This is a genomic window from Aeromonas sp. FDAARGOS 1415 (genome assembly GCF_019048365.1).
Classification (GTDB): domain Bacteria; phylum Pseudomonadota; class Gammaproteobacteria; order Enterobacterales; family Aeromonadaceae; genus Aeromonas; species Aeromonas taiwanensis.
Map to the genome: position 1 here is coordinate 359,693 of NZ_CP077363.1, position 20,172 is coordinate 379,864.

Sequence of the window (20,172 nt, forward strand, 5' to 3'; positions counted from 1 at the left end):
CGTTCATTCATCTTGCAAAGGAGTGTTGGATGTCGGCTTCTTCCTGGTGGGACAAGTCCACCGGTTTTGCCCTGCTCACCATCTTGCTGTGGGCCTCCCTCGCCGCGCTCACCTCCCGGATCACCAGCGTCTCGCCTCTGGTGCTGGTGGGGCTGGTGCTGCTGTTCTGCGGGGCGGGCACCCTGCCATTCTGGCGTCAGTGGCGCGCCAGCCCCCTCACCTGGCTGGTGACCATCACCGCTCTGCTGCTCTATCACCTGCTGCTGTTCACAAGCTTTCGCCACGCCCCCGTGCTGGAGGCGAACCTCATCAACTACCTCTGGCCGCTTTGCATCATCCTGTTCACCCCACTGCTGCTGCCGGGTCACCCCTTGAGCCTGCACCATCTGCTTGCCGGGGCGCTCGGTCTCGCGGGCTCCGTGCTGGTGATGGTCGATGGCAGCCTGCAGCTGCAGCAGGCCCATCTGCCCGGCTACCTGCTGGCCCTCGGCGCCGCCATCGTCTGGGGCGCCTACTCCGTGCTCTCCCGCCGCCTGCCCCCCGCGCCGGCGGTGGTGACGGCCGCCGCCTGCCTGCCCGCCGGGCTCCTGGCCCTGCTGCTGGCCTGGGTGCTGGAAGGGCCCCTGCCTTTCGACCAGATCCCGACCGCGGACTGGCTGCTTATCGCCGGCCTCGCCCTCGGTCCCATGGGAGCGGCGTTCGTCACCTGGTATCTGGCGCTGCGGGACGGGGATCCTCGCCGCATCGGGGCGCTCGCCTACCTCACCCCCTTGCTGAGCACCCTGCTGCTGGTCTGGCTCAACGGCGAAGCGCTCACCCCGCGCCACCTGCTGGCGGGGGCCCTCATCATGGGCGGCGCCCTGCTCGGTCTGCTGGTGAAAAACCCCAAGACTCAGCCAGTTGCAGAGCCTCTGTCATAAAAACGCCATCAGGCCTGCTTAAGCTCGCGCCCATTGCGTGGTTCAAGCAGGAATCTGATGTGAAAATTGCCCACTATGCCTCCCTCTCCTCTCTCGTCTTGCTGCTGGTGGCCGGGGTGCAGGCCGCCGCCCTCTATCAGGGGTGGCAGCAGTTCAATCGGGCCGAACAGGCCCAGCGCCAGCAGGAGCAGCTGCAACGGCAGCTGAGCGGCCCGCTGCAGGGGGCGCTTCGCGACTACCTCGGCAGCGGGGATCCCCTGCTGCTGGCCCAGGCCCAGGGGGTGCGCCAGCAGGCGCTGGCGCTGCTGTCCAGCCTGGCGGATCCCCAGACCCAGCCGCTAAACGCCCGGCTTGAGCAGATGGGAGCACGCATCGACGGCGACTACCTGGCGGCGGGCAAGCTGTCGGGCAACAGCCAGTGGCTCCTGCAAAATGCCGAGAACGAGCTCGCCGCCCACGCCCGTACCCTGCTGCGCTATGGCCAGCAGGGGGCTGCCACCCCGGGAGCCGATCCCGCGCTCGCCGAACAGTATCGCCAGGGGGCCGCCGACATCCTGGCCGCCCTGCCCGCCCTCGCCCACCAGCGCCAGAACTACATGGAGCAGGCGAGCGCCAAGCGCCTCGAAGGGCTGCGTTTCGAGATCGCCGCCCTGCAAAAGCAAGCGGACGCTCTGGCGGCCCTGCCGAGCCTGAACCTCTTCAAGGAGGCCCCCGCCGACGAGTTCACCCTGGGGGAGCCGCAGCGCCAGGAGCTCGGGGATCTGCCCAAAGCCGAGCTGGTCTCCCTGCTCAAACGCTATCCCATGGAGCTCGAGAACAGCCGCAAGGCGCTGCAACAGCAGCAGGCCGCCCGTCAGATGGTGCAGCAGGACATCGCGCACCTGCTGCAGGCGGGGGAGCAGCTCGGTGAGCGGCTCGCCGCCGCCCGCCAGACGGTGAACCGGGAGCTCGCCACCGTGCTCGGCGTGCTGGCACTCTGCCTGGTGGTGGTCGCCCTGCTGTTTGCCCTGGTGCAGCGCCGCTGGCTGGTCAGGCCGCTGCTACAACTGCGGGCCGCCTTCCTGCAGCTCGATGCCACGGGTCAGGCGCAGCTGCTGGCCCAGGGGCGCGAGCGCAACGAACTGGCCGACATAGTCGCGAGCTACAACCGCCTGATCCAGCAGCTGCAGCAGGATCAGCAGCAGAAGGCGGGGCAGCTCTCCAGCGTCTCCTCCAGCCTGCAGGAGATGGTGGCCCAGGTGCAGGAGATCCATCACAGCACCCGCACCACGGAACAGGCGGTGGACGAGAGCGACACCATGATGCAGGAGCTCAACCAGCTCGCCAGCGAGGTGCACCAGGTCGCCGCCGAAATCGCCCAGCACGCCCAACACAACGAACACTCCATGAGCCAGAGCGAGCGGCTGGTGGGAGGCATGCTGACGGCCACCGCCCAGACCGGGCTCGCCATCGACGAGAGCAGCGCGGCCCTGGCCCAGCTGACCCGCTCGGTGGAGGACGTGACCGCCATCGTCGACGTCATCGGCCACATCTCCCAGCAGACCAACCTGCTGGCCCTCAACGCCGCCATCGAGGCGGCCAGGGCCGGTGAACAGGGGCGCGGCTTTGCCGTGGTCGCCGACGAGGTGCGCCACCTCTCCGCCGATACCCAGCGCTCCCTCGGCCAGATCACCGAGATCCTGGCGAGCCTCACCCAGGCGGGGGATCAGCTCGCCACCGTGCTGTCCCGCATCACCGCCGAGGCGGCCGAGCAGCGCCAGCAGGCCGAGCAGCTGCGCCAGACCACCCAGACGGTGCGGGAGATGGCGCGCAGCACCGCCGTCATCGCCCTGCAGGGGGCCGACAACGCCAAGAGCCAGGAGCGCAGGCTGGCGAGCTTTGCCGACCTCATCGGCCGCATCAGCCAGCACGCCCGCCAGGGCAGCCGGCTCTCCGTCCAGGTGTCGGAGCACATCCACCACCAGGCCCAGCAGATCCCACGGATCCTGAGCCAGGCCTGACTCCGGGCCCGGCACCACGCCGGGTCGCGGTTCCCCGCACGTCCCCCTCAGTCTCCAGCAAGAGCCAGCCATCCCCGGCGGGCTTGCAAGGCCACCTCCCGAGCGGCTGCGACCACCCTTGGCACCCGCACAGGGTAGCAGGCCTGATCCCCATGCCAGCATGGCTGCGCCCGCCCCGGGGTCGGCCACATCTTTTTTTGTGACACAAAATTATATGTTGCCATCAAGTTAACAAAGAAAGTTCAGCCTTCTCGTCAAGATCCGCTCAGGATAACGGTGAACACACCTTGAAAGCGTTATCATTGCCGACACACATGGGCTGGGAGTGCCCACATCAAGCATCATGATTATTTGCACTCGGTCATATTTTTGAAACTTGGCGGGAACTTCATGTTGATATTTCGCACCGCGAACGTACTCTTGGTGATGTCAGATCGCCAAGGATCCAGACTCAAAAAATAACGACTGAAACGATGCAGATTGTCCCGTGACGATGCGCCAAGGCATACGGACACAGGGACACGACACAGAGAATTTTTTGCCCTTCGGGGTGTTGATTGCAATGCCAATACCGAGCGGCGGGCCCGTACCCGACTGCCGGATAAAAAAGCTAAGTCCATAAAATCAGGAGCAATAACAAATGGAAAAAGTGATCTTCAAGCGCGCCGCCTTGAGTGCCGCCGTGGTCGCGGCGCTGGTCGCCCCGGGCATGGCACTGGCTGCCCAGGACATGATGAGCCCGGAATACGGCAAGTCCTACCAGGCGTTCACCGACGATGCCAAAGTCACCGGCGGTCTGTTCTACTTCCAGCGTGAACGTGACCGCAAGCAGGCCGGCCCCGGCCAAGATGGCAAATACCACTCCAACCTGAGCCATGCCACCACCCAGGCAGCCCTGAACTTCAACTCCGGCTATGCCTGGGACGTCGTGGGTATCGATCTGGGCGGCTTCGGCGCCTATGACCTGGCTGTTGACGAGAGCAATGGCGTCAACGAAGAGAACGAATTCTCCTTCTGGGGCGACCAGTGGGGTTCAGGTGGTGACGGCGTGCCCGAGAACGGCTTCAGCCTCTCCAACGCCGCCCTGAAATTCAAGTTCGGTGAGCATGTCACCGCCAAGGGTGGTTATACCCAGCTCTACGTCCCGGGCATCCTGGGGGTCAACTGGTCCTATCAACCCGGTACCTACCGCGGCGGCCAGATCGAAGGCACCTTCGGCGGCCTCTACCTGACCTACGCCATCGCCGACGAGTACAAGGCTCCCTGGTTCAAGAACACCGCCGGCTTCTCCAAGAGCAGCCCCTACGCCAGCGATCCCTTCAGCGACGCGAACAAGATCGACTACATCCACGGTCTGGCCGCGCGCTACACCTTCGAGAACGGCACCGCCATCACTGGTGGTTTCGGTCAGTCCGAAGGCTACATGGACAGCTACCACTTCAAGCTGGCCCACAAGTTCGACGTACTGGGTGGGCTGAACACCAGCTACCAGTTCTACGGCTCCGAGACCGACAACAACGATTACGATGGTCTGGCATGGCAACAGGCTCTGACCGCCAGCTGGAACTACGCCCAGTACGGCTTCCGTCTGGAAGGTCTGTGGACCAAGGCCGAGGGTGACCAGGGCAACTACCTGCCCCGTCTGACCCGCGGCTACGGCAACTCCCAGGGTGCGAACGAGATCTGGTGGGATTCCCGCTCTGACTGGAACCACAACGACGAGAAGGCCGTGTTCTTCGGCGTGACCCGTTCCCTGGATGATCTGGTGGGCGCACCGGGTTGGGGTGTCGGTGTCTCCGGAGCCTACGGCTGGGATGCCAACAACGGCGACAGCTCCCTGGAAGGCGGCAAAGAGTGGGCGGCGAACTTCGACGTCATGTACACGGTGCAGGATGGCAAGCTGAAGGGCACCCTGTTCAAGCTGCACTACACCGACTACAACAACGAACAGGACGACAAGGGCAGCTGGTACTACCCGAACATGTTCAGCTCCGAGCATGACGTCAAGTTCCACATCATCATGCCGTTCACCATCCTGTGATAACGCATCTGACGTGACCGAAAACCGGGCCCCTTGGCCCGGTTTTGTTTTTGGTGCGGCCACGCTACCATGCCGGTTCGGGCCACCCGCAGGCCGCCAATCAGGATGATCCTCATGCCCCACCCCTTCGTGCTTGTCACCGGCTGCTCCAGCGGCATCGGCCTCGCCGCCGCCAAGGCGCTCGGCGCCCACGGCTTCACCGTCATCGCCTCCGCCCGCAAGGCCGGGGACGTCGCCCTGTTGCAGCAGCAGGGTCTCTTGGCGGTGCAGCTGGATCTCGCCGACACCGCCAGCATAGAGCGCGGGGCGGCAGAGGCGCTGGCCCTGGCCGGGGGCCGCCTCTACGGTCTGTTCAACAACGGTGCCTACGGTCAGCCCGGCGCGCTGGAGGATCTCCCCACCGAGGCGCTCCGGGAGCAGTTCAACACCAACCTGTTCGGCTGGCATCACCTCATTCGTCAGGTGCTGCCCCCCATGCTGGCCGCAGGCGAGGGGCGCATCGTGCAGAACAGCTCCGTGCTCGGTCTGGTGGCCATGAAGTATCGCGGCGCCTACAACGCCAGCAAGTTCGCGCTGGAGGGCTACAGCGACACCCTGCGCCTGGAGCTCGCGGGCAGCGGCGTACACATCAGCCTGATAGAGCCCGGCCCCATCGACACCCGCTTTCGCGCCAATGCCCGGGACGCCTTCCTGCGCCACATCGACCCGAGTGCGAGCCGCCATCAGGCCGCTTATGCCCAGACGCTGGCCAGGCTGGAGCGCGAAGGGGGGGCCCGTGGCTTCACCCTGCCAAGCGAGGCCTGCATCCCGCCGCTGATCCACGCGCTCAGCAGCCGGCGCCCCAAGCACCGCTACCCCGTCACCTTCCCGACCCGGCTGTTCGCCGTGTTGCGCCGCCTGTTGCCAAGCCGCCTGCTGGACCGGCTGCTGATCAAATCCGCCTGACGCCAGACAAACGCCGCCCCGCAGCCAGAGGCCAGGGGGCGGCATCTTTCAGTAGTGCTGGCCGTTGCTGTAGTAGTGGGATTTCACGATGGGCAACACCTGCACCACCACATAGGTCTGCTCTCCCAGCACCGCCTTGAGATGACGGGTGATAAGCGCCGCGGCGGCGTCCTGCACCTCCTGCGGGCGCTCGAACCAGACCAGCTCCACGAAGGGGGAACCGGCCTCGATCACCCCGTCACGCACCTGGGTCGTGGGGACGCACTCCAGGGTGACGAACTCCGGCTTGCCGCCGGTCAGGGCACAGAGCTCCTCCGTCAGGGGCACGCTTATCCGCTGAAGGGTGTCGACAGAAACTGCCCGAAAACGAAGGTGGGGCATGGGAAACCTCTTGGCTGTGACAAATGAGGACTTATCATAGAGCACTCATCCCGCTCACATAAGGTGTCTCATGAGATTCCATCCCACGCTGCTCTCCTTCCTGCTCTGCCTGCTGCTGCCGCTCCACGCCTTCGCGGATCCGGCCTTCTACCGCATCAACAAGGGCAAGGAGCAGCACTGGCTGCTGGGATCCATCCATGCGGGCAAGCCCTCCCTCTACCCCCTGCCGGATCCCGTGGAGCGGGCCTGGCAACAGAGCCGGGCCCTGGTGATGGAGGTCGACATGACCCGCATCAGCCAGACCCAGTGGCAGGAGATGGGCGCCATCACGCGGCTGGTGGACGGCAAGACCCTCAAGGATCACCTGCCGGAGGATCTCTACCGGCGCACCCTGATCGCCGCCGGCCAGAACGGCCTGAACGAGAGCATGCTGGCCCCGCTGCGTCCCTGGTTTGCGGCCATCACCCTGACCCAGGCCGCCCTGGAGCGCACCGGTTTTCGCGGCGATCTCGGGGTGGATCAGCACTTTGCGAAGCGGGCGAGTGACGGCGGCAAGCCCATCGTCGGGCTGGAGACCCTGCTGGAACAGCTCGGCTACCTCGCGAGCGTCGGCGACAACCAGACCCTGATGCTGGAGAGCACCCTGGATGAGCTGCCCGAACTCGAGAAGGGGTTCGCCGCCGTGATGACGGCCTGGCAGCACGGGGACGAGGCCACCCTCATCAGCCTGCTGAAGGAGGAGATGGCGCCGCCCAAGCTGCAAGCCTGGCTGGAGCAGACCCTGCTGGCGGAGCGCAACCGCAACTGGCTCAAGAAGTGGCCCGGCCTGCCGAACGAGAGCTTCATCGTGGTAGGGGCCCTGCATCTTTACGGCGAGCACGGACTGCTCGCCCTGCTGGAACAGCAGGGCTGGCGCATCACGCCGCTCACCGAGCCCACCCCCGAGGGGGCGAAATAACGCCATCTCCCTCGGGACGGCGGCCGGTGATGGGAGGCCGCTCACAGAATGGGTTGCCGATTAAACAACCAGAAGGGGACTTGATCGAGATCATCCCTACCCTCCCAAAGAGGTATCTATCATGCCTGTCATCGCCCAGTGACAGGAGTGAACGAAATGGAATTCTGGATGAACCTGATGTTCGGCAACAGCGTGGGGCTGATGTCCATGCTGGTGATCTTCGGCACCTTCCTGCTCATCAGCGCCTACGCGGTCTATTTCATCTACAAGGTGATGCACGCGAAGCCGCCCGTCGAGGAGCAATAAGCGCCAGGGTCATCGCAGGGCGCGTTGATAGCCATAGCCATGCCAGAGACTGCTCGCCCTGCCCGCCGGTAGCCCCTGACCCGGCAGGCTGTACGGGCGCCGCGCCACGGCGCACCGAGTGCCCCCGCCATTCTAAGCACAGGCCAGCCCCGCTATAATGGCCCCTCATTCTCATGCGGGGAGCCTGCCGTGTCTCATAACGACGAACTCTCACTGTTCCTGCAGGAAGTGGCCGACGTGCGGCCGCTGCGCAGCGACCACATCGCCCCCGTTGCGGGCAACAGCCAGCCGACCGAGGCGCAACTCGCGCGCCGCCAGGCCGCCACCGCCGAACAACTCACCCTGGATCACCTCGGCATGGAGGGGATCGAGATGCTGGATCCCCACGCCATCGTCGGCTTCAAGCGCGACGGCGTGCAGGAGGGGGTCTACAAGAAGCTGCGCCTCGGCAAATACGAGTTGCAGGGCTCCCTCGATCTGCACCAGAAGACGCTCAACGAGGCGCGCACCGCCCTGGTGCAGTTCGTCCAGGAGTGCGAGGCGCGGGACATCCGCTGCCTGCTGATCCTGCACGGCAAGGGGGAGCGCAGCACGCCGCGCGCGCTGCTCAAGAGTCACGTCAGCGCCTGGTTGCCGCAACTGCCGGCGGTGATGGCCATGCACAGCGCCGAGCGGCGCCACGGCGGCAGCGGCGCGCTCTATGTGCTGCTGCGCAAGAGCGAGCGCAAGAAGGCGGAAAACCGCGAACGTCACCAGAAGCGCCTCGGCTGACTGCCTGAGGGTGGCACCACGGTGGATGGCAGTGCTAGCATCGGGCGGCCCCGATCATGCCAGGTACGGGGTGCATACCATCAGGGACGATAACAAGGACAATCCCATGTCATACCAGAAACTCGAACAACATCAGCAACAACTGCACCGCCTCTCCCACCTCTCCGCCATCTGTGGCTGGGATCAGGCCGCCATGATGCCGGAGGGGGGTAACGAGGCCCGCGCCGAGGCGATGGCGGAGCTCGGCGTGCTGATCCACGGCAAACGCACCGCCCCGGAACTCGGCGACTGGATTGCGGCGGCCGAGGGGGAAACCCTGGACGCGACCCAGCGCGCGAACCTGCACGAGATCAAACGCCAGTGGCAGGATGCGAGCCTGCTGCCGGGGGACCTCGTGGAGGCGCTGTCCCTCGCCGGCAGCAAGTGCGAGCACGCCTGGCGTCGCCAGCGCAAGGAGAACGACTGGGCAGGCTTTGCCCCGAACCTCGAGGAGGTGGTGCGCCTGTCGCGGGAGGTGGCAACCTTGCGCGCCGAGGCGCTCGGGGTACGCCCCTATGACGCCATGCTGGCGCTGTACGAACCCGGTATGACGAGCGCGCGGCTGGATCAGATCTTCGGCGATCTGACGAGCTGGCTGCCGGATCTGATCCAGCGCGTGAGTGAACGGCAGAAGAGCGACGTGCTCCTGACGCCGCAAGGCCCGTTCCCGATCCCGACGCAGCAGGCGCTCGGCCAGGAGGTGATGGGGCTGCTCGGCTTTGATTTCGCGCACGGCCGGCTCGACGTGAGCAGCCACCCGTTCTGCGGCGGCGTGCCGACGGACGTGCGCATCACCACGCGCTACAACGAGCAGGAGTTCGTCTCCAGCCTGATGGGCATCGTCCACGAGACGGGCCACGCGCGTTACGAACAGGGCTTGCCGCGCGCACTGCTCGGCCAGCCGGTGGCCGAGGCACGCTCCATGGGCATTCACGAGAGCCAGAGCCTGTTCTGCGAGATGCAGCTCGGCCATCACCCCGCATTCCTGTCGCTGATAGCGCCGCGCATTCGCGCGCACTTCGGCGTACAGGACGCGCTCGCGCCCGCGAACCTCGAGAAGCTGTACAACAGGGTCGAGCCCGGCTTCATCCGCGTCGATGCGGACGAGGTGACGTACCCGGCGCACGTGATCCTACGCTACGAGCTGGAGCGCGACCTGATGGAAGGGCGCATCGAGGTCGCGGACATCCCCGAGCTGTGGGACGCGAAGATGCAGCAGTGGCTCGGCTTGTCCACGAACGGCAACTACCAGAACGGCTGCATGCAGGACATCCACTGGACAGACGGCTCGTTTGGCTACTTCCCGAGCTACACGCTCGGCGCCATGTATGCGGCGCAGCTGCGCTTTGCGCTCGAACGTGAGCTCGGCGACATGGGCACGCTCGTGGCGTCTGGCCGCCTGCCGGAGATCTTCGGCTGGCTCGGCCGCCACATCTGGTCCCAGGGCAGCCTGCACGGCACGGACGAGCTGATTCGCCGCGCGACCGGCGAGGCGCTCAATCCCCAGTGGCTGCGCAAGCACCTCGAACAGCGCTACCTGAAATAACCGCTCCCGGGCGCGACTCATCTCGCGCCCGCTTTCCCCCTGCCCGACTATTTTTGCTATCCCTGTCCGTTTCTGGCTAGTCACCCCCCTCGCACCCGCTTAGTCTCAGGCACATGCCCACAGAAATCCGAGTCATGCCATGACCACTGTCAGCCCACACCCATCCCCCAGGGACGAGATCATCCCGGGCCTCACCCGGGAGCAGTGCCACGCCGCGCGGCTCGCGCGAGATGCACGCTTCGATGGCCGCTTCTTTACCGGCGTGCTGTCCACCGGCATCTATTGCCGCCCAGTGTGTCCGGCGCGGGCGCCGCACGAGCACAACGTGCAGTATTTTCGCTTCGCGGCGGCGGCGGAGCAGCACGGGCTGCGGCCCTGCCTGCGCTGTCGCCCCGAACTCGCACCGGCGCAGAGCGGCGATCTGCCGCCGCTCGTCGCCCAGGTGCTGGCGCGCATCGAGCGCGGCGAGCTCGCGGAGCACAGCCTGGGCACGCTCGCGGCGCAGGCCGGGATCACGGAGCGCACGCTGAGGCGCCAGTTCGAGCAACACCTCGGCGCGTCGCCGAAACAGGTGGAGCAGACGCGTCGCCTGCTGCTCGCGAAACGGCTGCTGACGGAGACGCATCTGCCGATCACGGACGTCGCGTTCGCGTCTGGCTTTGCGAGTATTCGTCGCTTCAACGACGCCTGGCTTCAGGCGTATGGCATGGCGCCGGGCGCCCTGCGCAAGCAGGAAGGGGGGACTGGCGAGGCGGCGCCGCAATCGAACCTGCAACTGCACCTGCTGTATCGCCCGCCGTTCGACGTGCAGGCCATGCTCGCGTTCTACCGGCTGCGCGCGATTCCGGGGCTGGAGCGCGTGGATGAGCACGGTTACGAGCGCCGTCACCGGGTCGGCGATCAGGAGGGGCTCATCCGCATCGAACCCGTCGAGGGGGAGAGGCTCAGGCTGACGGTGCGGGATCTGCCGCCGGGCGCGCTGCCGGACATCCTGTACCGGGTGCGCCGCATGTGGGATCTCGACGCCGACATGGGCCGCATCGGCGAACACCTGGGGCAGGATCCGCTGCTCGCCGGCATCCAGGAGCGCTGGCCCGGGGTGCGGCTGCCGGGGGGGTGGGATGAATACGAGGTGATGCTGCGCGCCATCGTCGGCCAGCAGGTGTCGGTCAAGGGCGCCATCACCATCATGGGGCGTCTGGTGGCGCGCACCCTGGCGCAGTTCGGCACGGCGCAGCTGCCCACGCCGGCCCAGCTGTGCGAGCTCAATCTGGACGGCATCGGCATGCCGGGCAGCCGCATCCGCACGCTGCAAGGGCTGGCCTCGGCGCTCGCGAGCGGCGCGCTCATCCTGGGCACGGCAAGCGACGAGCAGTTGCTCGCGCTGCCGGGCATAGGGCCCTGGACAGTGGCCTACTGGCGGCTGCGCTGCGGGCTGGACACGGACGCCTTCCCCGCCTCGGATCTCGTGCTGCAAAAGGCGCTCGGGGGCGGTAACAAGCTGCCGGTGAAGGAGGCAGAGGCGCGAAGCGCCCCCTGGCAGCCGTGGCGCGCCTATGCCGCAAGCTGGCTGTGGCACGCCATGAGCGAGCAACCGGCGCTGCTCACCCAACCCGGACACGAACAAGACGAGGAGAAAACATCATGATCCGTTACGACTTTCTGGAGACCCCGTGCGGCCGGCTGCTGATCGCCATCGATGAGCGCGGTCTGGTCCACGTGGACTTCGTGGCCGGCCTGCGGCCACTGCCCGACATGCGGGACTGGCTACAGGATGGCGAGGCGCTCGCCCCCTTCCTCGCCGAGTTTGAGGCCTACTTCGCAGGGCGCTTGCAGCGCTTCACCCTGCCGCTCGCGGCGCGGGGCACGGCGTTTCAACAGGCGGTGTGGCGGGCGCTGTGCAACATCCCCTACGGGGAGACCCGCAGCTATGGCGACATCGCCCGCGCCATCGGCAAGCCGAGCGCGGTGCGGGCGGTGGGGGCCGCAAACGGGCGCAATCCGCTCTCCATCATAGTCCCCTGCCACCGCGTGATCGGCCAGAACGGCAGCCTCACCGGCTATGCGGGGGGCCTGCCCATCAAGCAGGCGCTGCTGGCGCTGGAGGGAAGTGACGCCTGAGAAAGCGGCCTGCTCGCCCCAACCTCGCCTCAGGGGCTCGGCGGTTTGCGTCTGTGGATGACGCCACGGGCAGCGGCCCCCAGCAGGCGGCGAAAGGTGGGACAGCTCATGTGGCTCGGCGCCGGGCAGATGGCGGCATGGCGCAGACCGTCGCGCATGGCGGTCAGCTGCACTATGGTGCGATCCAGCTCTTCGGCCTTGTGCAGCAGCTGCTCCCTGTCTATCTCGGGACGCCCGTCGTCCCCGAACATACGTGCGATTTCGTCCAGCGAGAAACCCGCCGCCCGCCCCAGGGCGATGAGCGCCAGGCGCTCCAGCACGCTGGCCGCAAACTGGCGCCTGATGCCCTGACGGCCAAGAGCCTGGATCAGCCCCTTCTCCTCGTAGAAACGCAAGGTCGAGGCAGGCACCCCGGACCGCTTCACCACCTCGGATATATCCACACGCCCCCCTTGACCTCAAGTCGACTTGAAGTCGTACGCTAGCGTCCGTGTCATCACAAGGGAAGAGAAAATCATGAACACTGTGTTTTCCGTGCTGTTGATCGGGGTCGGTGCAACGGCCTTGATGGATCTGTGGGGCGTGGTGCGCAAGCCGCTGCTGGGCATGCCGCTGCCGAGCTACACCATGATGGGGCGCTGGATCGGTCACATGGGCCAGGGCCGATTCCGTCATGAGGCCATTGGCGCGGCCAGCCCCATCCCGGGGGAAAGCCTCATCGGCTGGAGCGCCCACTACCTCATCGGTATCGCCTTCGCCGCCCTGCTGATCGCCACCCAGGGCCAAGACTGGCTGCTGGCGCCCACGCCGGGCCCGGCCCTCGCCCTGGGCCTGGTCACAGTGGCGGCCCCGTTTCTTGTCATGCAGCCCAGCATGGGGGCTGGCATCGCCGCCTCCCGCACGCCCCACCCCGCCTCGGCCCGGGTTCACAGCCTGATCAACCATGCCGTGTTCGGCCTGGGGCTGTATCTCTCTGGCTGGGCGCTGCACACCCTGTTAGGGGGCTAACGCCGCTGCGCCAGCCAGCCGTGAAAGCCCAGCGCCTGAAAGAAGCGGTGCGCCGCCGTGAAACCGGCCCCTTGCAGCAGGTGCCGGGTCTGCCCCTCGTCCAGCGTGACGAAATCCTCCCCGAGGCGGCGCACCATCTGCTCGCCGGCAGGAGGCGGCAGACCGGCGAGGGCGGCCTGCAACCCCATGGCCTTGCGCTCAAGCGGGTCAGTGGGCGCCATCAGATCCGCCAGCAGCAGGGGGGCACCGGGCACGAGTTGGCGGGCGATTTCTCCAAGCAGCGCAGCTTTCTGCGACAGGGGCAGAAAATGCAGCACCAGCAGGCAGAGGGCTCCATCACATGGCTTATCCACCACAGGCAACGGGCCCAGGTGCCAGCACACCCTCTCCCCCATGCCCGCCTGCTCGGCCCGCACCCTGGCCTGGGCCAGCATGTCCGCCGAGATATCCTGGGCCACAAAGGTCCAGCGGGGGCAGAGACGGCCAAGCAGCAGCAACTCGCTGCCCGTACCCACCCCCACCAGCAGCACCTGGGCCTGCTGGCCCAGCGCGGCCATCAGCCGTGAGGCACAAAGCTGGTGCAGCAGCTCATAACCCGGTACCAGCAGGGGGATGCGGCTGTCATAGGCCCTCGCCCCTTCTCCGTCGAATCGCTCCGTCATCTTTTGCTCCTTTGGTGTGAGCCCCCTTGATAGGGGCTGCCGCCGGGAGAAGGTCAAGAGCCACAGGGGCAAGCCAGTTGCCAGCCCAGCCCTTCCCATGAAGGGAGGGCCCTAGCGCCCCTTGTCCAGCGCCGCTTTCAGATCCGGATTGAAGACGCGCTTGAGGGAGGCGGGGTTGTTCACCAGCTTGGCCGCCGGGCGGCGGGGGCGCCTGACCAGTTCGCCGCCGCAGTTCGGGCAGGTCAGGTGCAGATACTGCTCGTTGCACTCAGCGCAGAAGGTGCACTCGAAGGAGCAGATATAGGCGATCGCCGTGTCGGCGGGCAGATCCCGGTCACAGCACTCGCAGTTGGGTCTGAGTTCCAGCATGGGCAGCTCCGGGGGAAACGGGAAGAACGGCTCAGTCGACGATAAAGAGGCGAGCGCCCAGTTCGGTGCAGGAGCGATGGGGTTCGGCATTGTCCGCCACCTGGTAGCTCATGCCCGGCGTCAGGGTGAAGACGCGACCATCCTGCAGCTCGGTGTGCAGCTCCCCTTCGAGGCAGAGCAGCACATGGCCCTTGCTGCACCAGTGGTCCGCCAGATACCCGGGGGAGTACTCCACCATTCGCACCCGCAGATCCCCGAACTGCCGGGTGTGCCAGCGGGCGACGCCGCGCTCCCCCTGGTGCTCGGTCGGCGGGACCTCGGCCCAGTTCGTGGTGCAAAACGGCAGTGCATCGATGTTCATGACAGCTCCTTTGTCAGTTGAGGGGTTGGGGCTGCTTAGAGAGACAAGCCCCTGGGCAGCGCCACCCCATACTGCCATCTAATCCGCACCCGCCCCATCCCCACACGGGCAGCCGTCAGCGCTTGAGGCTGCCCATCACCTGCATCTCGCAGCGGTGGCAGTCAAAGCGCAGACGGAAACTCTCCTTGCCCATCTTGAGCTCCAGGGGCTCGGCCTTGAGACCGGGCACCTCCTTCGGACAGAGCTGCTGGCTGTAGCGGATGCAGTGTTTGGTGATCATCAGCACCACTTCCCGCTCCTCCTTGTTCGCCTCATACGCGGGGGCGATGCGCTCAACCCCGTGTTCGCGAAAGAACTGCTCCGCCGCACTGTTCAGCACATTGCCGAGGTAGGAGAGGCGGTGCTGGGGGTAGATGGCATCGCGCAAGGGGATGCGCCGCTCGGGTCGCCGGTAGGCGGCCAGACGCGCCGTCTCCAGGGCGGCGATGCCATCCCGGCGCAGGCCGTTAAGCTGTGAAGCAGCAATAAACAGGGGTGTGGTGAATGCCAGCTCAATCTGGCGCGCCACAAACAGGGTGTTGCCGAGTTTGCCGAGCTGGTCGCGCGCCTGTTGCAGCGCCCGCGCCGGGTTGTCGGCCGTCTGCTTGTCGCAGGGGAGCGTGACGGCGGCGCAGATGCCCTGCTCGTCGGTCAGGGTGAGGCTCAATCCCTCGTCCCACTCACCGAGCCGCATGTCGACCCGGATGCGGCGATCCGCGCTCGGCTTTTCGAGCAGCTTGCTGAAGGCCTGATCGTGATTGCGGAAGATCTCGGTGCCCACCTTGAGGCCGGGCATGGGTTCCGACAGCAGTAACCGCTTGCTCTGTGCCTTCTCCTCCACTTTATTGAGGCGCATCCCCACCAGCTCGCCCCCCGGCTTGAAGAAGCCGAGGCCGTCGCCGTTGTTGAGGGTCACGGGCTGGCCGTCGATCTCTATCCCGTCCTTGTTCACCCTGGTGACGCGCCCGAGCGGCTCCCCCACGTATTTCGGGCTGCGGGGGGAGTCGATCCCCGGCTGTCGGCCATGGAGGAAGTAGTCGGTGCTGCCGCGGTTGAAACTCTTTTTGGGATCCGGCGTGAAGCCGTAGGTGCAACGGCCGGCCGAGGAGGCCACCAGATCCGGGCGCCGCTCCAGGATGGCGTCCAGCTTCTGGCGATACCAGGCGGTGACGTTCTTGACGTAGTCCAGCCCCTTGAGGCGCCCCTCTATCTTGAAGGAGCGGATCCCAGCCTCGACAAGCGCCTCCAGGTTCGCGCTCTGATCCATGTCTTTCAAGGAGAGCAGGTGGCTGTTCTCCACCAGTACCTCCCCCGCCGGGGTCTGCAGGGAGCAGGGCAGCCGGCAGAGCTGGGCGCACTCGCCCCGGTTCGCGCTGCGCCCGGTGCGGGCGTGGCTGATGTTGCACTGACCGCTGTAAGAGACGCACAGGGCGCCGTGGATGAAGAACTCCAGCTGCACGCTGGTGGCGGCGCTGATCTCGCGGATCTGCGCAAGGGAGAGCTCGCGGGCCAGCACCACCTGGGAGAAGCCCACGTCCTGCAGAAACTTCACCTTCTCCGGCGTGCGGTTGTCGGTCTGGGTGCTGGCGTGCAGCGCGATGGGGGGGAGGTCGAGCGCCAGCAGCCCCATGTCCTGCACGATGAGGGCGTCGGCTCCGGCTTCATAAATCTGGTGCGTCAGGCGCCGGGCCTGCTCCAGCTCGTGGTCGTGCAGCAGGGTGTTGAAAGCGACGAACACCTGGGCGCCGAAGCGGTGGGCGTGGCGGGCGAGCGCCTCGATATCCTCGATGCTGTTGCCCGCGGCGCTGCGGGCACCGAAGGCGGGGCCCCCCATGTAGACGGCATCGGCGCCGTGGTTGATGGCCTCGATGCCGTAGGCCAGGTTCTTCGCCGGGGCCAGCAGCTCTAGTCGGTTCTGTTCGGGGGGCGCGAGGCGCGGGGTCTGATCGTGCATGGTCTGGTCCCAGAGGAGCGACAAATGGCCGCCACTCTAGCGAGACCCGGCTCCCCTCGCCTTGATCCCGCTTAAGATCACCGCAGAATGCAGGATTGGATCAGACCCTGCTCTCCCTTGAGAAGCGGATCAAATGACCACCTTGAGCGCCAGCCTCAGATCACGACTTTCAACGCCAGTCCCAGCAACACCAGACCGCTTATCTTGTCGATCACGGTGGATTTGGCTTTGAGCCAGGCGAGCACGGGCCCGCGGGAGAGCACCAGGGCCACCAGCACGTACCAGAGTGCGTCTATGCCGCCAGCGGTCAGCATCATGATGCTCCCCTCCCACCAGCCGGTATCGGCGTGCACGAACTGGCTGAACAGGGCGATGAAGAAGATGGCGAGCTGGGGGTTCAAGAAGGCCACCATAAAGCCCTCGAACGCCCCCTGACGGCCGCGCAGCTGGTGCACCTCCTCTTCACGGGACTCGCCGCTCGCGGGTCTGGCCAGCAGCGCCTTGACCCCGAGCCAGGCGAGGAAAGCGGCGCCACCGTAACGGATGAGATCGAACAGCAGCGGGGTCTGGGTGATCAAGATGGCGAGGCCGAGCGCCGTGATCAGGGCGTAGATCCCCACCCCCAGGCCGTGGCCGAGCGCCGTCACCACCCCATGGCCCTGGCCCCCCTGTACGGTGTTGCGGATAATCAGCGCCAGGCTCGGCCCCGGGGCGATGGCCCCCATCACGCAGATGGCGGCCAGCGCCAGCCAACTCGTCAATTCCATACCCTTTCCTTCCTCTGTCGAATGTCGGTTCAGGCGATCAGAGTAGGGGGCGGCCAGCTATGCCAGAAGTGAAAGTTATGAATAGATTTCATAGCCATTGGCTATGGTCTGGCACCTGCTGCCGGTGCTAGCCGGGCTGGCCTCTCCCCGACGCCAGCTGCTTGCGGCTCTCCCCCAGGGTGAACTGCAGGTGATCCCGCAGGAAGGGATAGGCCAGCTCGCGAAACCAGCGGTGGGCCGGATCCAGGTGGTGGCGCTGGTGCCACAGCAGATGGTACTGCTGGACCCGGGTGGTGAAGGGCAGATCGCAGAAGCTCAGGGCGTGCTCCCGGGAGAGCTGCCAGGCGATGTGGGCCGGGGTGGTCATCAGACAGTCGGTGCGCAGCAGCACCTCCACCGCGGCCTGGAAGAAGGGCACCCGGGCAAACCAGCGGCGGGAGAGCCCGAGGGGAGCCAGCACCTGCTCCACCGGGCTGTCCTTGTCGCCGCCGCCGCTCACCTGCAGGTGGGGCCAGGCGAGGTACTCCTCCAGGGTGGGGGCCGTGCCCGCGAGCGGGTGGTGGCGCCCCATCAGCACCACCAACCTGTCCTCCCCCTGGTGCAGGCCCCGGATCTGATCCGGCACCAGCTCGGTGATGGTGGAGACCATGTCCAGCTCCGACTGCCAGAGCTGGGGCAGCAGGCGCTTGTCCCACAGGCTGTACTCCAGCGCCGCTTGGGGGGCGGCCTTCGCCAGCGCCGCGCAGATGTCCGGCAGGATGTGCTGGGCCACGTAGTCGGAGGAGGCGAGCCGGAATACCCGCTCGCAGCGCTCCGGGGCAAACTCCGGCGCCTCGTAGAGCCGCTCCAGGGCGCCGAGGGAATCGGCAAGCTGGGCCGCCAGCGCCTCCGCCCTCGGGGTCAGCAGCCAGCGCTGCCCCTCCCGCACCAGCAGCTCGTCGCCAAACTCGCTGCGCAGCTGGCCGAGCTGCTTGCTGATGGAGGGCTGACTCAGGTGCAGCAACTCCGCCGCCCGGCTGATGTTGCGGGTCTCCAGCAGCACCTTGAGGGTGGGCAGGAGGTTGAGATTCGCTTTGTGCACTGGGATCACCTCGGGTGGCGGCAGGCTGGGTCGGGCCTTCATCTTAAGACAAGGGAGAGCGGGAATTTAAGCAAAATCACGGTCTTGCCCCTCCCCTCTCCCCTGCACGCTCCCGTCCGCTGGATGACAGTGGCGGCCCCGTGCGTCATAATTGCGCAATTTTCCGCCCCGGGCGGCCATCACGATAAGCGACGACAAGATGAAATACGCCAATATCACCGGTTGGGGAAAGTGCCTGCCCCCCGCAGCGCTGACCAATGATGACCTCAGCACCATCATGGACACCTCGGACGAGTGGATCTACCCGCGCACCGGCATCAAGGCCCGTCGGGTCTCCCACGTCAGCACCACGGCGCTCGCCACCCTGGCCGCCCGCCGCGCCCTGGCCTGCGCCGGCCTGGACGCCGGTGCCATTGATGGCATCATCCTGGCCACCGCCACCCCGGGCACCCTGGTGCCCAATGGCGCCTCCGCCGTGCAGCAGGCCCTCGGTGCCCACAAGGCTGCGGTATTCGACCTCAACGCCGCCTGCACCGGCTTCGTCTATGCGCTCTCGGTCGCCACCTCCCTGGTACAGACCGGCATGATGCAGCGAGTGCTGGTGATCGGCGCCGAGCGCCTGACCCAGCTGCTGGACTGGGCCAAACGCGACACCGCCGTGCTGTTTGGTGACGGTGCCGGCGCCGTGGTCATCGAGGCGAGCGAGCAGGAGAGCGGCCTGATCGCAAACAAACTCGGCTGCGACAGCGAGGCGCGGGAGATCCTGCACGTGCCGAACTTCGGTACGGATCGGGTGCGTTTCGCCGACATCGACGGCCTCTTCACGTTCAACTTCGAGGGGCAGGAGATCTTCAAGCGCGCCGTGCGCGGCATGGGCGAGGCCACCGGCACCGTGCTGGCCCAGGCCGGCATCGCCCCCGAGCAGGTCGATCTCATCGTGCCGCACCAGGCGAACGTGCGCATCATCGAGACCCTGGCCAAGCGCATGAACGCCCCCATGGAGAAGGTGATGGTCAACATCGAGCAGTACGGCAACACCTCCGCCGCCACCGTGCCCATCGCCCTGTGCGAGGCGCTGGAGCAGGGCCGGGTCAAGCCGAACAGCTACCTGCTGACCGCCGCCTTCGGGGCCGGCCTCACCTGGGGGGCCGCCCTCATCAAGTGGGGGGAGCGCGTCACCCCCCTCGCCCTGTGCGAGGACGAGCTGCCCCCCTGCGATCACAGCGCCCTGGAACTCATCGCCCATGCGGTGCAGGGTTGCCAACAGGCCCGCACTCAGGACGCCTGACCTCCCCGTCGGGGCTACTACCCCGTCACCGATAAAAAGAGGAGCCCGCGTGGCTCCTCTTTTTATTTCCCGCCTACTCTTTCCCGCCCTCTGACCTCTCCCGGCTGGACATCGGGGACGGTATAAAAGTCATTGAAAAGCGTGAATTTTGAGCGAGACATATCAAAAAATAACCACTTGACACTTTTTTGTCGTCAGAATGAGGCCAAGGGGTTCACAACCTTGTCGGATCTGGTAGTATGCGGCCTCGCACTTGGGGAGGGGTTCCCGAGCGGCCAAAGGGATCAGACTGTAAATCTGACGGCTCTGCCTTCGAAGGTTCGAATCCTTCTCCCTCCACCATTCAAGTGCGAAAAATCAGGAAAATACCCCGTGGAGGGGTTCCCGAGCGGCCAAAGGGATCAGACTGTAAATCTGACGGCTCTGCCTTCGAAGGTTCGAATCCTTCTCCCTCCACCATCTTCCTGACACAATATGCAATGCCCCTGTGGAGGGGTTCCCGAGCGGCCAAAGGGATCAGACTGTAAATCTGACGGCTCTGCCTTCGAAGGTTCGAATCCTTCTCCCTCCACCATCCTTCAGAAAACCCGGCCTGGCGCCGGGTTTTCGCTTTTC

20 protein-coding genes and 3 tRNA genes are annotated in these 20,172 nt (G+C 66.0%); 15 read left to right on the forward strand and 8 right to left on the reverse strand.

Translation table 11 applies throughout. From position 1 onward, the window contains the following. The first annotated feature begins 29 nt into the window (after positions 1-29). From I6L45_RS01705 to I6L45_RS01720, 4 genes are all read left to right on the forward strand, one after another. A complete protein-coding gene (locus I6L45_RS01705) occupies positions 30-920 on the forward strand; it encodes a DMT family transporter (RefSeq protein ID WP_216983276.1) in 891 nt (296 codons plus the stop codon). A 59-nt stretch (positions 921-979) separates the two neighbouring features. Then, entirely contained in the window at positions 980-2,920 is a 1,941-nt protein-coding gene (locus tag I6L45_RS01710) for a methyl-accepting chemotaxis protein (RefSeq protein ID WP_216983277.1), read from the forward strand. Between the two features lie 640 nt (positions 2,921-3,560). Further along, positions 3,561-4,961, forward strand: coding sequence for an OprD family outer membrane porin (locus I6L45_RS01715; protein WP_134695435.1), 1,401 nt, complete (start codon positions 3,561-3,563; stop codon positions 4,959-4,961). 114 nt (positions 4,962-5,075) lie between these two features. Next, positions 5,076-5,906 carry an SDR family oxidoreductase gene (locus tag I6L45_RS01720; RefSeq protein WP_043808788.1) on the forward strand — a complete coding sequence of 277 codons (831 nt, stop codon included), beginning with the start codon at positions 5,076-5,078 and terminating at the stop codon, positions 5,904-5,906. Between the two features lie 48 nt (positions 5,907-5,954). On the opposite strand, the gene I6L45_RS01725 is transcribed toward I6L45_RS01720, so the two are convergent. Further along, positions 5,955-6,287 (reverse strand): DUF1904 family protein, encoded by a 333-nt coding sequence (locus I6L45_RS01725; RefSeq protein WP_043758474.1) that lies wholly within the window; start codon positions 6,285-6,287, stop codon positions 5,955-5,957. Between the two features lie 70 nt (positions 6,288-6,357). On the opposite strand from I6L45_RS01725, the gene I6L45_RS01730 reads away from it, so the two are divergent. The 6 genes from I6L45_RS01730 to I6L45_RS01755 all read left to right on the forward strand — a co-directional run bounded on the left by I6L45_RS01730 (position 6,358) and on the right by I6L45_RS01755 (position 12,028). After that, entirely contained in the window at positions 6,358-7,245 is an 888-nt protein-coding gene (locus I6L45_RS01730; protein ID WP_216983278.1) for a TraB/GumN family protein, read from the forward strand. Positions 7,246-7,401: 156 nt separating this feature from the next. After that, positions 7,402-7,551: a DUF3149 domain-containing protein gene (locus tag I6L45_RS01735; RefSeq protein WP_216983279.1), complete on the forward strand. Its 150-nt coding sequence runs from the start codon at positions 7,402-7,404 to the stop codon at positions 7,549-7,551. A gap of 189 nt (positions 7,552-7,740) precedes the next feature. After that, positions 7,741-8,322: a DNA endonuclease SmrA gene (gene smrA, locus I6L45_RS01740; protein WP_216983280.1), complete on the forward strand. Its 582-nt coding sequence runs from the start codon at positions 7,741-7,743 to the stop codon at positions 8,320-8,322. A gap of 106 nt (positions 8,323-8,428) precedes the next feature. Then, positions 8,429-9,907 (forward strand): carboxypeptidase M32, encoded by a 1,479-nt coding sequence (locus I6L45_RS01745; protein ID WP_216983281.1) that lies wholly within the window; start codon positions 8,429-8,431, stop codon positions 9,905-9,907. A 139-nt stretch (positions 9,908-10,046) separates the two neighbouring features. Then, the gene (locus I6L45_RS01750) at positions 10,047-11,555 is read left to right on the forward strand and encodes an AlkA N-terminal domain-containing protein (protein WP_216983282.1); all 1,509 of its coding nucleotides are present in this window, start codon (positions 10,047-10,049) and stop codon (positions 11,553-11,555) included. Beyond that, positions 11,552-12,028 (forward strand): methylated-DNA--[protein]-cysteine S-methyltransferase, encoded by a 477-nt coding sequence (locus tag I6L45_RS01755; protein ID WP_216983283.1) that lies wholly within the window; start codon positions 11,552-11,554, stop codon positions 12,026-12,028. The genes I6L45_RS01750 and I6L45_RS01755 overlap by 4 nt, the downstream gene beginning before the upstream one ends. 29 nt (positions 12,029-12,057) lie before the next feature. Here I6L45_RS01755 and I6L45_RS01760 read toward each other — a convergent pair whose 3' ends face one another. Then, a complete protein-coding gene (locus I6L45_RS01760; protein WP_216983284.1) occupies positions 12,058-12,471 on the reverse strand; it encodes a helix-turn-helix domain-containing protein in 414 nt (137 codons plus the stop codon). A 73-nt stretch (positions 12,472-12,544) separates the two neighbouring features. Between I6L45_RS01760 and I6L45_RS01765 the strand changes: the two genes are divergently transcribed. Further along, a complete protein-coding gene (locus I6L45_RS01765) occupies positions 12,545-13,036 on the forward strand; it encodes a DUF2938 domain-containing protein (RefSeq protein ID WP_216983285.1) in 492 nt (163 codons plus the stop codon). Here the strand turns inward: I6L45_RS01765 and I6L45_RS01770 are convergent. The 6 genes from I6L45_RS01770 to I6L45_RS01795 all read right to left on the reverse strand — a co-directional run bounded on the left by I6L45_RS01770 (position 13,033) and on the right by I6L45_RS01795 (position 18,269). Then, the gene (locus I6L45_RS01770) at positions 13,033-13,698 is read right to left on the reverse strand and encodes a class I SAM-dependent methyltransferase (RefSeq protein WP_216983286.1); all 666 of its coding nucleotides are present in this window, start codon (positions 13,696-13,698) and stop codon (positions 13,033-13,035) included. The two genes, I6L45_RS01765 and I6L45_RS01770, sit on opposite strands and share 4 nt — an antisense overlap. Before the next feature lie 111 nt (positions 13,699-13,809). After that, positions 13,810-14,067: a DUF1272 domain-containing protein gene (locus tag I6L45_RS01775; protein ID WP_216983287.1), complete on the reverse strand. Its 258-nt coding sequence runs from the start codon at positions 14,065-14,067 to the stop codon at positions 13,810-13,812. A 31-nt stretch (positions 14,068-14,098) separates the two neighbouring features. Continuing rightward, on the reverse strand, positions 14,099-14,428 hold the full coding sequence (locus I6L45_RS01780; protein ID WP_216983288.1) for a DHCW motif cupin fold protein: 330 nt from the start codon (positions 14,426-14,428) through the stop codon (positions 14,099-14,101). 115 nt (positions 14,429-14,543) lie between these two features. Beyond that, positions 14,544-16,421 carry a U32 family peptidase gene (locus I6L45_RS01785; RefSeq protein WP_216983289.1) on the reverse strand — a complete coding sequence of 626 codons (1,878 nt, stop codon included), beginning with the start codon at positions 16,419-16,421 and terminating at the stop codon, positions 14,544-14,546. 155 nt (positions 16,422-16,576) lie between these two features. Continuing rightward, positions 16,577-17,188 (reverse strand): LysE family translocator, encoded by a 612-nt coding sequence (locus I6L45_RS01790; protein WP_216983290.1) that lies wholly within the window; start codon positions 17,186-17,188, stop codon positions 16,577-16,579. 127 nt (positions 17,189-17,315) lie between these two features. Continuing rightward, positions 17,316-18,269, reverse strand: a complete 954-nt coding sequence (locus I6L45_RS01795; RefSeq protein ID WP_216983291.1) for a LysR family transcriptional regulator — start codon at positions 18,267-18,269, stop codon at positions 17,316-17,318. 199 nt (positions 18,270-18,468) lie between these two features. Here I6L45_RS01795 and I6L45_RS01800 point away from each other — a divergent pair, with 199 nt between their 5' ends. The 4 genes from I6L45_RS01800 to I6L45_RS01815 all read left to right on the forward strand — a co-directional run bounded on the left by I6L45_RS01800 (position 18,469) and on the right by I6L45_RS01815 (position 20,131). Beyond that, positions 18,469-19,557 (forward strand): ketoacyl-ACP synthase III, encoded by a 1,089-nt coding sequence (locus I6L45_RS01800; protein WP_216983292.1) that lies wholly within the window; start codon positions 18,469-18,471, stop codon positions 19,555-19,557. A 257-nt stretch (positions 19,558-19,814) separates the two neighbouring features. Further along, positions 19,815-19,899: transfer RNA gene (locus tag I6L45_RS01805), tRNA-Tyr, on the forward strand. Positions 19,900-19,931: 32 nt separating this feature from the next. Continuing rightward, positions 19,932-20,016 (forward strand) — tRNA-Tyr (locus I6L45_RS01810). 30 nt (positions 20,017-20,046) lie between these two features. Continuing rightward, positions 20,047-20,131: transfer RNA gene (locus I6L45_RS01815), tRNA-Tyr, on the forward strand. The last annotated feature ends 41 nt before the right edge of the window (positions 20,132-20,172 follow it).